General features: G+C 67.0%; 12 protein-coding genes. 7 read left to right on the forward strand and 5 right to left on the reverse strand.

The annotated features are described in order from the left end of the window. From Q4C89_RS09930 to rpiA, 4 genes are all read left to right on the forward strand, one after another. Positions 1-269, forward strand: a 269-nt coding sequence (locus Q4C89_RS09930; protein WP_303102452.1) for a M23 family metallopeptidase, incomplete at its 5' end; no start/stop codon positions are given. 163 nt (positions 270-432) lie between these two features. Continuing rightward, entirely contained in the window at positions 433-852 is a 420-nt protein-coding gene (locus Q4C89_RS09935) for a PaaI family thioesterase (RefSeq protein WP_303102453.1), read from the forward strand. Positions 853-1018: 166 nt separating this feature from the next. Next, positions 1019-1522, forward strand: coding sequence for a peroxiredoxin (locus tag Q4C89_RS09940; RefSeq protein ID WP_303102454.1), 504 nt, complete (start codon positions 1019-1021; stop codon positions 1520-1522). Further along, positions 1519-2214, forward strand: a complete 696-nt coding sequence (gene rpiA, locus Q4C89_RS09945; RefSeq protein ID WP_303102455.1) for a ribose 5-phosphate isomerase A — start codon at positions 1519-1521, stop codon at positions 2212-2214. Before Q4C89_RS09940 ends, rpiA begins: the two co-directional genes overlap by 4 nt. A gap of 259 nt (positions 2215-2473) precedes the next feature. Here rpiA and Q4C89_RS15165 read toward each other — a convergent pair whose 3' ends face one another. Continuing rightward, positions 2474-3925: an AIM24 family protein gene (locus Q4C89_RS15165; RefSeq protein ID WP_368493232.1), complete on the reverse strand. Its 1452-nt coding sequence runs from the start codon at positions 3923-3925 to the stop codon at positions 2474-2476. A gap of 39 nt (positions 3926-3964) precedes the next feature. Beyond that, positions 3965-6001 carry a thioredoxin domain-containing protein gene (locus Q4C89_RS09960; protein WP_303102456.1) on the reverse strand — a complete coding sequence of 679 codons (2037 nt, stop codon included), beginning with the start codon at positions 5999-6001 and terminating at the stop codon, positions 3965-3967. Between the two features lie 171 nt (positions 6002-6172). Between Q4C89_RS09960 and Q4C89_RS09965 the strand changes: the two genes are divergently transcribed. After that, positions 6173-7069 (forward strand): transglutaminase family protein, encoded by an 897-nt coding sequence (locus Q4C89_RS09965; RefSeq protein WP_303102457.1) that lies wholly within the window; start codon positions 6173-6175, stop codon positions 7067-7069. A gap of 64 nt (positions 7070-7133) precedes the next feature. Here the strand turns inward: Q4C89_RS09965 and Q4C89_RS09970 are convergent, their stop codons facing one another. The 3 genes from Q4C89_RS09970 to Q4C89_RS09980 all read right to left on the reverse strand — a co-directional run bounded on the left by Q4C89_RS09970 (position 7134) and on the right by Q4C89_RS09980 (position 10041). Continuing rightward, on the reverse strand, positions 7134-8000 hold the full coding sequence (locus Q4C89_RS09970; RefSeq protein ID WP_303102458.1) for a DMT family transporter: 867 nt from the start codon (positions 7998-8000) through the stop codon (positions 7134-7136). Further along, positions 7997-8590 carry a pyridoxamine 5'-phosphate oxidase family protein gene (locus Q4C89_RS09975; RefSeq protein ID WP_303102459.1) on the reverse strand — a complete coding sequence of 198 codons (594 nt, stop codon included), beginning with the start codon at positions 8588-8590 and terminating at the stop codon, positions 7997-7999. The genes Q4C89_RS09970 and Q4C89_RS09975 overlap by 4 nt, the downstream gene beginning before the upstream one ends. Before the next feature lie 128 nt (positions 8591-8718). Beyond that, positions 8719-10041 carry a thymidine phosphorylase gene (locus tag Q4C89_RS09980; protein ID WP_303102460.1) on the reverse strand — a complete coding sequence of 441 codons (1323 nt, stop codon included), beginning with the start codon at positions 10039-10041 and terminating at the stop codon, positions 8719-8721. A gap of 119 nt (positions 10042-10160) precedes the next feature. Between Q4C89_RS09980 and Q4C89_RS09985 the strand changes: the two genes are divergently transcribed. Beyond that, positions 10161-11732, forward strand: coding sequence for a carboxylesterase/lipase family protein (locus tag Q4C89_RS09985; protein ID WP_303102461.1), 1572 nt, complete (start codon positions 10161-10163; stop codon positions 11730-11732). A 109-nt stretch (positions 11733-11841) separates the two neighbouring features. After that, positions 11842-12420: DJ-1/PfpI family protein (locus Q4C89_RS09990; protein ID WP_303102462.1), on the forward strand; the 579-nt coding region annotated here is incomplete at its 3' end.

Below are 12420 nucleotides of genomic sequence, written 5' to 3' on the forward strand. Positions count from 1 at the left end.
TGGCGGTCAACGACGGCACGGTGGTGATGGCGGGCAAGTACCCGGTGCGCGGCGGACTGGTCGTCATCGACCACGGGGCGGGTGTGGTCAGCCTGTACTTTCACCAGAGCAAGGTGATCGTGAAGGCGGGCCAGAAAGTCACGCGGGGGCAGAAGGTGGGCGAGGTCGGCACCACCGGCCTGAGCGCCGGGCCGCACCTGCACCTGGAAATCCGGGTGCGCGGCGAGGCGACCTCCCCCGCCGGGTGGATGGGGCGGCTGTGGCCCTGAGACCCGGCGCTGGAGCAGAACAAGAGGTGCCGACCTGTCAGGAATCCCGTCTCAGCGGCAAAAAGTGATGCCGACGCACTTGAAGGCTTTTGCATAGGTCAGTCGAGCGCCATGCCCTAGTCCACGGCTCCTGGCTTGGCCCTCATCCACTACCATGAGGGGCATGCGTCCCGTCCCCACCCTGGAAGAACTCAACGAGCGTGGCGAGGGCTTTTTGCCCGGTCTCATCGGCCTGCGCTTTACCCACGTCGAGCCGGGCCTGCTGCGCTCCGAACTCACGGTGCGACCCGAACTGTTCGCGCCCAACGGCTTTTTGCACGCCGCCTCGGTGATTGCGCTCGCCGACACCACCTGCGGCTACGGCACACGAATCCTGTTGCCGGAGGGGGCCAGCGGCTTTGCCACCATCGAACTCAAGTCGAACCATCTGGACACCTCGCGCCAGGGGGGCGTGACCTGTGAGGCCCGCGTGGTTCACGCCGGGCGCACCACCCAGGTCTGGGACGCCGAAGTCAGGAACGAAAAGGGCGACGTGATGGCGCTGTTCCGATGCACCCAGGCGGTGCTGTACCCCAAGGGCTGAGGGCCGAACCCTTATACGGATTCCGCTCCATTCCGCCATAGTCGGGAAAGAACCGCCTATGGCTCCATACCGCAAAATCCGTATCTCGTTCTTACTCCTTTCAGTCGGATTTCATCCCCCAGCGTGGGGGACTTCAATCGGAATCAGTATTAGACTTCCAGCCGAGATGACCGACCTTCCCAAACCCCATCGCCTGCAACCCGGCGAACCCTTCCCCGAATTCGCGCTGCCCGATGCGGGGGGCAACCTGCACACCCTGGGCCAGTACGAGGGCAAATACGTCGTGCTGTACGTGTACCCCAAGGACGACACCCCCGGCTGCACCCGCGAGGCGTGCGATTTCCGCGACCACCAACTGCTCAGGCAACACGGCGCGGCGATTTTGGGCGTCAGCCGGGACGACGCCGCCAGCCACCAGAAGTTTGCCGAAAAATACAGTCTTCCCTTTCCGCTGCTGAGCGACCCGCACGCCGAATTTTTGCGGGCCATCGGCAGCTACGGCCCCAAGACGCTGTACGGCAAGACCACCGAAGGCGTCAAGCGGCAGACCTTCCTCATTGACCCCAGCGGGCGACTGGTCAAGTCGTGGCTGGCGGTCAAGGTAGATGGACACGCCGACGCGGTGGCCACCGCCATCGAAAAAGACCTGAAGGCAAAGGAACAAGCATGAGCGACTCCGTGACCAACCTCGAAGCACTCAAAAAAGAAGCCGCCCTGCGCGCCGTCGCCCTGGTGAGCAGCGGGCAGCGCGTGGGCCTGGGCACGGGCAGCACCGCCAAATACGCCATCGAAGAAATCGGGCGCAAGCTGGCGGCGGGCGAACTGACAGGCATCGTGGGCGTGTCCACCAGCGAGGCGAGCGAGCAACTGGCCCGCGAGGTCGGTATTCCCACCGAACCGCTCGACCCGCGCCCGCTCGACATCGCCATTGACGGGGCCGACGAAATCGCGCCCAATCTGGATCTGGTCAAGGGACTGGGCGGCGCACTGGTGCGCGAAAAAGTGACCGAAGTGCAGGCGAGGCGCCTGATTATCATTGCCGACCACACCAAGCTGGTGCAAAAGCTGGGCGAGAAAGCGCCCCTGCCCATCGAAATCGTGCCGTTCGGCTTCCTGTCCACGGTCGAGCGGCTGCGCGAATTCCTGCCCGGCGGACGGCTGCGGATGAACGGAGCACAGAACTACGTCACCGACAACGGCAACTACATCTTCGACGCCCAGTTGCCCGCCGACTTCGACGCCCGCGACCTCGAACGCCGCATCAAGGGCACGCTGGGCGTGGTGGACACGGGCCTGTTTCTGGGCATGGCAGAGCGGGCCTTCGTCGCCGCGCCGGACGGCGTGCAGGAACTGGTGCGCTGAGAACGACCGCCACAAAAAGCACGGTGGTCGGCTGTGAAAACGTCGAACGTGGAAACGTCTAAACCCCTGCTCTTGAAAGCATTATCCACAGCTGTTGATAACCTGCGAAGTTGCTCGCGAGTATCGGGCTCTGAGCTATGGGCCATGAGCCCTGAGTGAACCACTCACCGCTCATGGCCCATAGCTCATGGCAAGCAGGAGGAGCTTCTACAAAGCGTCATTTTGCCCCTCAACTCTCCACCCTCTGCCCTCCCCCCCTTCAGTGCATCGTCCCCATCACGGGCACTTCCTCGTAGGGCTGCACCACCACGAAGCCGCTGCCCCGGAAGGCCATGCGGTAGGTTTCGCCGCCGCCGCGCCCGAACATGGCCCGCAAGTCCTGGTCAACGAACAGTTCGGGTTGGAGGTGTTCGCTCCAGGCAATCGTGGCGTTGGGGTCGGTGAAGACGGGTTCTTGCGGCGTGACCCGCAGCGTGAGCGGCTGCCCGTGCGACAGGATGGCGACGAGGCCGTGGCCCTGCACCCGCACGCTGAACGGCCCGCCTGAAATCATGCCCGCCACCGAGCGCTGCATGGTGATCTGGTGCTGCACGGTGTCCTCAAAGGCGAGCAGGTCGTTGCCGTTTACATTCAGCGCGTCCCCCTCCAGCCGAATGATGCTGATGTCTTTGCCCTGGTCAGCCAGATAACAGATGCCCTGGCCCTCAATGGCGACCAGCGGCCCCATTTCCTCACTGCCCATGCGAACGGCGGCGTTCATCAGGCCGCCGAGCATGCCGCCCATGTTGCCGCCGCGCATATGACCCATCAGGTCGCTGAGGGTGCTGGCGCGGTTGAACTCCAGACGGCCCCGGTAGGCCACCATCGCGCCCATCTTGCTCCAGACGCGGCCCCGCACCTTGACTTCCAGCATCTTGCCCGATTCCAGCTCGAACACGTCGCCGGGCCGGTCTTGCTCGGCACTGCCCCGCAAAAAGTCGCCCAGCGAGCTTTCCAGGCCCGACATGGGCGGCTCCTGGCCCGACCCGAAAGTGGGAGCCGGAGCGGGCGGCGGGCTGTGACGGCCCAGGTTGGGCACGGACGCAGGCGCGGAAGGCGGGGTGAGCGGCGCAGGCGTCGGAACGGGCGCGGGGCTGGAGACAGGCGGCGCGACAGGAGCAGGAGCGGGAGGTGCAACAGGCGAGGGCGCGGCGGCTCCTTCCTCGGCCACCTCGCCACCAAAGGAACGCAGCAGTGCGTCCAGGCCGCCGTTAAAGCCTTGCGAAACATTGGTGACGCGCCACTCGCCACCATGCAAATAAAGCTCGGCCAGCATCAGCGCCCGCTCGCCTGCCAGTTTTTCGCCCGTCAGCAGCACCTCGGCGGCGGGCGTGCCGTCTGCTCCCGCCAGCGTCAGGCGCAGATGACCTAACGCGCTCAGCGGCTGCGAATCGTGGGTGATGGCAAAGACGATGCGGCTCACGCTGGCGGGCAGCGCCGCCAGATTCACCTCAAAAACACCCTCGCTGACCAGGCGGATTTCGCCGTTCGGACTCTGGGGCTGGTTGTAGAAGACGAAATAACGGTCATCTTCCAGCCGCCGCTCGCTGCTGAGGCCGAAGGCACTCACGTCCGCGCCCGTCAGGTCGTGCTGCACCTGAACGCGCAGGCCCAGGCCGGGCAGCAGGTCGGCCAATTTGCGTTTTTCACCAATCTGGAGTTGGGGAGTCATTGCCTTTAAGGTACGCGGGCCAGGGGCGAAAGGTTCCCCTTAACCCTCTAACGCCCCCACCTGCCGCCCCAGTTCCGCCGCGTCCCCCGTGGGCAACTGGCAGGCGTGGTGAACGCAGACATACGCCGTGCCGCCGCCCTCACGCCCTTCCAGGACGGGCAACCCCGCGCCCGTTTCTGCCGGGGCCAGCGCGGTGAAGGGCAGGAAATGCCGCGCCAGTTCGCGTTCCAGCGGGTGACGCTCGGCGGACGTACCGATGATGGCGACCTCGCTGTGGGGCGAGCGCAGGAAGGCGGCGACCTGCCACAGTCCTCCCAGGCCCGTGGGCGCGGCGAGCATCTCGGCGTGAAAGCTCTGGACAGTGCGGTGGGCCACGGCTTCAGCGTCTTCGTCGGCAAAGTAGCGTCCCATCCACACGCCCAGCAGCGCGGCGGCGGCGTTGTCGCTGATGATGGCCGAGTCGAAAAACTGCGCCTGACGGGTCAGCAGCCCCTCGGCCTGCCCGCCTGTGGAAAAGAACACGCCTGCCCTGTCGTCCCAGAAATCGCGGCGAATGATGCCCCAGAGTTCCCGCGCCCAGTGAAGGTGCGCGAGGTCGCCGCCCGCCTGATACAGAGCAACCAGCCCCAGCGCGTAGAGGGCGTGGTCTTCCAGCAGCCCTTCCACACTGGCCCGCCCGTCCTTGAAGGTGTGGCGCAGGGTGCCGTCCGGCAGCCGCATCTGCTCGCGCACGAATTTGGCGTTGCGGCGGGCCAGTTCCAGATAGCGCCCTTCGCCCAGAATGCGCCCCGCGTCGGCAAGGGCAGCCAGGGCCAGCCCATTCCAGGAAGTCAAAATTTTGTCGTCGGTGTGGGGCTGGGTGCGCGACTGACGGGCCGCGAACAGCTTTTGACGGGCGGCCTGCAAACGCTCGGGGACATCATCCCCCAGGTCACGCGCCAACTCGTGCAGCGGCGTGGGCGTGTGCAGCACGTTGCGGCTGCCGTAGCTCGGCTGGTGCGGGTCGCGGAAGTTGCCGCCCTCCGTCACGTTCCAGTAGCGCAGCGCGAGGTCAGAGTCTCCGCCCAGCACTTCGCGGATTTCGTCGGGTGTCCAGGTAAAAGTCAGGCCCTCCACCCCGCCGTGTTCGGTGGGCGTGTCGGCGTCCTGGGCCGAGTAAAACCCGCCTTCTGGAGCGAGCATTTCGCGTTCCAGATAGCTCAGGGTTTCGCGGGCGGCCTGGGCGAACTCCTCCTGGCCCGTGCGCTGGTAGGCCCGCAGCAGGGTCCGCACCAGTTGCGCGTTGTCGTAGAGCATCTTTTCGAAGTGGGGCACCAGCCACTGCGCGTCCACCGAGTAGCGGTGAAACCCGCCGCCCAGTTGGTCATAAATGCCGCCCGCCAGCATCCGGGTCAGCGTGTGCAGCGCCATGTCCTGCCCGTCGGGTTGGGTCAGCAGAAAATCGAGGTGGGTTGGCGCGGGAAATTTTGGCGCACCGCCAAAGCCGCCCAGTGAGGCGTCGTACATGCGGGCGCTGTGGGCGACGGCGCGGGCCAGGGCGTCTTCGGGCAGCTCGCCCTCACGCGGCTGGGGCTGGCTGCCTTCGCGGATGTGTTCGGTCAGTGCCCCGGCATTGGCGAGCAGGTCGGGGCGGCGCTGCTCCCAGCTGGTGGCGATGCTGCTCAGCAGGCGGACAAAGCTGGGCAGGCCGTAACCCTCACGCGGCGGAAAGTAGGTGCCTGCATAAAACGGCTCGGCGCCGGGTGTCAGAAACACCGTCATGGGCCAGCCGCCTTGCCCCGTCAGCGCCTGGGTCGCCGCCATGTAGACCGCGTCCACGTCGGGCCTTTCCTCGCGGTCCACCTTGACGTTGACGAAATGCTGGTTCATCAGCGCGGCGGTGGCCTCGTCCTCGAACGACTCGTGCGCCATGACGTGGCACCAGTGACAGGTGCTGTAGCCCACGCTCAGCAGCACCGGCACGTCGCGGCGGCGGGCCTCCTCGAAGGCGGCCTCTCCCCAGGGCCACCAGTCCACCGGGTTTTCGGCGTGTTGCAGCAGGTATGGGCTGGTCTCAAAGGCAAGGCGGTTGGGCATGGGGCGAGTGTAGAGGCTGACGGTCAGCCCGACTGTGCCGCCGAGCGTAGGTTGCCCGCCGTGGGCTGGAGACTGGGCCTGGTCGAAAAGGTGCTGGGCTGGAGACAACTTGGCATATGGGATAGGCATTTCAATGTGCCCGCGCCAGAAAGCGTCAAACTGTAAAGGACAATGACCCACCACCCTGCCCAGGAGTCCCCGTTTACCAAACCTGTGCGCGTCCGGGCCGGATTTTCCCTGACGTTCGAGGTTCCCTATCCCACGCCCATGCTCTTCGTGGTTCAGCCCCAGGAGCGCCTGTTTCCCACCGGAACCCGCCAGCGCATCATCGAACAGCGTCCCCTCGCCGCTGCCCAGGGCATCCACACCTACACCGACACCCACGGCAACATCGTGTGGCGCATCGTCGCGCAGCCGGGCGAATTCGTCATCGGGCACGACCTGATTGCCGAAGTCGAGCGCACCCCCGACCCGCAGTACCCCCACCTGCGCAAGATGATGGTCGAGGAACTGCCCGACGAAACCTTGCAGTACCTCCTGCCCAGCCGCTACGTGGACAGCGACCTGGTGAGCAACGAGGCGTGGGAGCGGTTCGGCAGCATTCAGGGGGGCTGGGCGCAGGTGCAGGCCGTGTGCGACTACCTGTACGACACCTGTGCCTACGGCTACGGCTCCAACTCGACCACCACCGCGTCGCAGGCGCTGGGCAGCGGGCGAGCGGTCTGCCGCGACTTCGCGCACATGGGCGTGGCGTTTTGCCGGGCGCTCAACATTCCGGCCCGCTATGTCTGCGGCTATATGCCCGACATCGACTATCCGCCGGACCCCGTGCCGATGGACTTCCACGCCTGGTTCGAGGCGTTCATCGACGGCGAGTGGCGCACCTTCGACGCCCGCCACAACCAGCCCCGCACGGGCCGCGTGCTGATTGCCCAGGGCCGTGACGCTTCCGACGTGGCCTTCACCACCTCCTTCGGCAGCGCCAAACTGGTCAACATGAAGGTCTGGGCCGACGAAACGGACTTCGACAACACGCTCGACATCGCGCCCAATCCGCGCATTTTCTGAGCATAAACACAACGCGAGGGGGCCGGAGAACCAGAGTCTCCGGCCCCCTCGTTCTGTCCCGACTTCAGCTTGCCCGGCGCAGGGACGGCACGTTCAGCAGCACCACACCCGCCAGCACCACGGCGACGCCCAGCAGTGAGGTCAGCCCGACGTGTTCGCCTGCCAGGAACCCCCACAGCAGGCCCCAGATGGGGAGCAGATAAGTCACCGCCGAGGCCTGGGTGGGCGACACCCGCGCCAGCAGGCTGTAAAAGAGCAGGTAGGCCAGCCCGCTGCCGAAGATGCCCAGCGCCGCCACCGCGCCCCACGCCTGAAGACCGACGTGGGCGGGATGCGCCCCGAACACGGCGAACGGCAAAAGCAGCAGCGTGGACAGGAGCAACTGCCCCGCCGCCAAGCTGAGCGGCGTCAGGCCCACTGCCTTTTTCTTGCCCAGCACGCCGCCGAAGCCGTAGCTGAGCGCTGCGGCCAGAATCAGCAAAGCGCCCACCAGCGACACCTGCCCCCCGCTGAGGCCGCCCGAGACCGTCAGCGCCACGCCCGCCAGCCCCAGCAGCACGCCCAGACCCAGTTGCAGCGAGGGCCGCGACTCGCCCAGGCCCACCGTAATGAGCAGGGTGAACAGCGGCGTGGTGGCGTTGAGGATGCTGGCGACACTGCTGCTCACGGTCTGCTCGCCCAGCGCGAACATCAGCCAGGGAAAGGCGTTGTTGAGCAGGGCCAGAAGGGTGAGCGTGGGCCAGAAGGAACGCGGCGGCAGGGGCAGACGCCGCCCCCACAGCACCAGCAACAGCACCGCCGCCCCGAAGACCGAGCGCAGCAGCGCCACCCACACGGGCGGAAAGTCGTGCCCGGCCCACTTGATGAGCAGGAACGACGTGCCCCAGAACGCCGAAAGCAGAAACAGGTCACGCAGGTCGCGGCGGGTCATGCACCGAACCAGTGTTCGGCCAGCGCGGGCCAGCCGTCTTCCTGAATGGCCCGCTCGGCCCAGTTTTCCTTGCCGCTCCAGTGCTGAATGCTCAGGCGGTACACGCTGGTGCGCCGCAGGTCTTCGTCGCTGATGGGCCGGGTCGTCTCGCCTACCTTCAGGCCCGGAAAGACGCGCTCGGAGAGGGTGGTGAGGGCAGCGCGGGCGTCTTCGCCCTGCAGAATCTCTGCCTGACCGAACACGATGACGCTGCGGTACTGCACCGTCAGTTCCAGCGGCGAGTTGCTGGGCAGAAAGTCGCCTATTTCCGAGACTTCCAGCGTGACCGGGTGCGCCTGAGCGGTATTGGCCCGCAGCCGCCCGACGACGTTGGTGTGGTAAATCAGGTCGTTCTGCTCGGGGCGGTAGACGTAGGCCAGCGGCGTGATGAAGGGCCACGCCGCGCCGTCCTCGGCCTGCCACACCGTCGCGATGCGGGCCACGCGCCCCCGGAGCAGCAGCGCCCGAATCCAGTCGTCGTCCTGGCGATTTTGCGGGCGGCGGCTGAGGCTGGGGTCACGCTCTCTGGGGTCGTAAAAGGACGGGGACATGGGTCACTATAGATGTGAGTCGGGTTGGCGCTATCGTCGGGGGGACAGAGGTACTTGGGCGGGGCCGAGCACCTGGCCTGACTCGTGACCAGAGGTCGTGCAGGCGCAGCCCCTTCCCCAAGGCGGCCTCAGTTGACCCGGCCCAGAATCAGCTGTTCGGGGGCAGGCGCTTTGTCGGCAAGTCCCAGCCCCGCTTCCAGAAGCGCCTGAGCGCGTTCCAGGCCGCGTCCGGCGCGGTGGTAAAGGCGCAGCACCGCCTCGCCCTCCTCCACCCGCTCGCCCGGCTTTTTGAGCAGTTCGACACCCACGCCGGGGTCAATCGCTTCGCCCTTGCGTTCGCGCCCGCCCCCCAGCGCCAGCACCGCCCGGCCCACGCTCAGCGCGTCCACGCGGGCCACGAAGCCGCCGCGCTCGGCCTGCACCTCGGCACGGTCGGGGGCCACGTCCAGGCGCTCAGGGGCGTCCACATAGGCCGGGTCGCCGCCCTGGGCCGCCACGAAAGCGCGGAATTTGGCGAGGGCCGAGCCGTCCGCCAGAGTTCGGCGCGCCCGCCGCTCGGCCTCGGCGGCGTCCTGACCATGCGCGACCAGGGCTTCGACGGCGAGGGTCACGCACAGTTCGGTCAGGTCGGCGGGGCCTTCGCCGCGCAGGGTCGCCAGGGCTTCTTGCACCTCCAGGCTGTTGCCCGCCATGTGGCCCAGCGGGGTGTCCATGTCGGTCAGCACGGCGCGGACATTGCGCCCGGCTCGCCGCCCGATGTCCACCATCGCCCGCGCCAGTGCCTCGCCCTGTTCGGTGGTGGTCATAAAGGCTCCCGCGCCCACTTTCACGTCCAGCACGATGGTTTGCGCTCCCGAAGCCAGCTTCTTGGACATGATGGAACTGGCAATCAGCGGCAAGCAGGGCACGGTGGCGGTCACGTCGCGCAGGGCGTAGAGCTTGCCGTCGGCGGGGGCGAGGTCCTTGGTCTGCCCGATGAGGGCGAGGCCGACCTCGTGGGCCTGGGCCAGAAAACGGTCTTCGGAGAGGTCGGGCGACCAGCCGGGAATGCTTTCGAGCTTGTCGATGGTGCCGCCCGTGTGCGCCAGTCCGCGCCCGCTCATCTTGGCGACGGTCAGCCCCAGCGCCGCCAGCATGGGTGTCAGCACCAGACTGGTCTTGTCGCCCACACCCCCAGTCGAGTGCTTGTCCACCGTGTCTTGCAGGCTGCCCAGGTCGAGCTGGTCGCCGCTGCGGGCCATCACCAGGGTCAGGTCGGCGGTCTCTTCAGGCGTCATGCCGCGCAAGAAGACCGCCATCAACCAGGCACTCATCTGGTAATCGGGCACCTCGCCCCGCGTAAAGCCCAGCACCAGGGTTTCGAGTTCGGCGTGGGTGTGGGCCGCGCCGTCGCGCTTTTTGGCAATCAGTTCGGGAACAGACAGGGCCGCCGCAGAAACAGAGTCGGACATAGGGCCAGTGTGCCAGATGCCGGGCGCGGCCTCTCCCCCCTTCCTCTGCTCCGGCCTTCCTGACGCCCACCTGAGACTCGCCTGACCATTCCTCATCACCCACCCGGAATACTGACCGCATGAAACGTCGGGTCGTCCTGCTCGCCCTCGGCCTGTGCGCGGGGCTGCCGCTGGCACGTGCCGCGACTGTCCCGACCCTGAGCCTGCCGCAGGGCAAGCTGGTGGGGCTTCGGAAGAGCGGCGTGGAGCAGTTTCTGGGCGTGCCCTTCGCCGCGCCGCCCGTCGGCCCGCTGCGCTGGCAGCCGCCCCAGCCGCCCGTGTGGAAGGGGCAGCGGCAGGCGGGGAAGTTCGGCCCGGTCTGCGCCCAGGGCGGCTCGGGCAGCGAGGACTGCCTGACCCTCAACATCTACCGCCCGCCCAACGCCAAAAATGCGCCGCTGGTGGTGTGGGTTCACGGCGGGTTTTTTACCGGGGGCGACGCCAGCCTCTTTGACGGCTCGGTGCTGGCCCGCGACTACGGCGTGGTGGTGGCGACGGTCAACTACCGCTTGGGGCCGTTCGGGTTTCTGGCGGTGCCGGGCGTGGGCGACGGCAACTACGGCCTGATGGACATTCAGGAAGCGGTGCGCTGGCTGCGGCGCAACGCCGGGACGCTGGGGGCCAACCCCGACAACGTCACCCTGGCGGGCCAGTCTGCCGGAGCCGCCGCCATCTGCACGCTGATGGTCGCGCCCAATGCCCAGAAACTCTTTCACAAGGCGATTTTGCAAAGCGGGTCGTGTGCCTCCGAAGTCTTTACCACGCCACTTTCGCAGGCGCGGCGGGCCGGACAGCAGTTTGCCCAGGCTTTGCGCTGCACCGGGGCGGACGTGGCGGCGTGTCTGCGCGGCAAAACCCAGGCCGAAATCAGCGCGGTGCGGGTGCCGGGGCGCTCGGTGATTGACCCGGTGCCGCTGCCGCCCGTGCATGGGGACGCCTTCGTGCCGCTGCCCCCGCTGACCGCGCTGCGTGACGGCTGGGCCGCCCCGGTGCCGACGCTGCTGGGCGTCAACAGCGAGGAAGGCCAGATTTTCGAGCCGTACCTGCCCGCTGCGGTGCGCGGCAGCCGCCTGGTCTACGGCGCGGCGCTGGCCCTCTACGACCCCCGCCACGCCCTGACGATGGCCCGGCAGTACGCCCCCCGCCCCGACGAAACGCCCATTCGCGCCCTGACCCGGCTGCTCACCGACCGGGTGTTCGCCTGCCCGACTTCCTGGCTCGCCGCGCAACTCGCGCCCCGGCAGGCCACCTATTTCTACGAATTCAGCGACCCGCGCCCGCCCCTTTCGCTGCCCGGCATCAGGGACGCTCCGGCGCTGGGCGCGTACCACGGCGCAGAACTGGCCTACGTGCTGGAAACCCCGGTGGTGGGCCTGTCCAACCCGGCCCAGTTCACGCCCGCCCAGACCAAACTGGCGCGGCAGATGGGCGAATACTGGACGAATTTTGCCCGCAGCGGTCAGCCCGCCGCCCTGGGCCTGACGGTGTGGCCCCCGGTCAAACTGCCCTTCCCCCGCGTGATGACGCTGGAACCCGGCGCCACCAGCCTGCAACCCAACTTCGACGGACGGCACCAGTGCGGCTTCTGGGACGCGCTCGACGGACGCCCGGGAGACGGGGAGGCCAGAGCTGTTTTCGGTCATGCTCCATAGCCGAACCGCAGGCCGCCCCGGAGATACCTCATACTGTCCGTTTATTACTTTATTTTTCACATTGCTTTAGTTTCATCTGAATTGCAGGCGGGCGGGCTATGCTCCGGGCATGACGACGCCGACCCCCTCCAACCGCATCCTCGTGGTGATGTCCAGCGCCCAGCAGATTGCGCTCCAAGGCCACAAGATGCACCACACCGGCTTCTTCCTCAATGAGTTCGGCGTGCCTGCCAAGCGCCTGACCGACGCGGGGTACGAACTCGTGATTGCCACCCCTCGCGGCAACGTGCCCGCGATGGATCAGAACAGCGACAACGCCATGTTCTTCAAGAACAAGGAAGAACACGAGGAAATCAAGGCGTTCGTGACCGACCTGCTCAGCCACGCGAGCATTCGGACCACTGAAGCCGTCGCCGCCGAGGGCATAGGGGGCTACGCCGCGCTGTTCCTGCCCGGTGGTCATGCCCCCATGACCGACCTGATGGTGGACCCCGGCCTTGGCGACCTGCTGCGCCAGTTCCACGCCGCCGCCAAACCCACCGCGCTGATTTGCCACGCGCCCACCGCGCTCCTTGCGGCCCAGGCCGACCCCGTCGCCTTCCAGAAAGGCATGGAAGCGGGCGAGTCGCCTGACGCGCAGGACTTCGTCTACCAGGGCTACCGCGTGACCGTGTACTCGAACGCGGAA

Origin of the sequence: Deinococcus sp. (assembly GCF_030523985.1) — a bacterium.
GTDB lineage: Bacteria > Deinococcota > Deinococci > Deinococcales > Deinococcaceae > Deinococcus.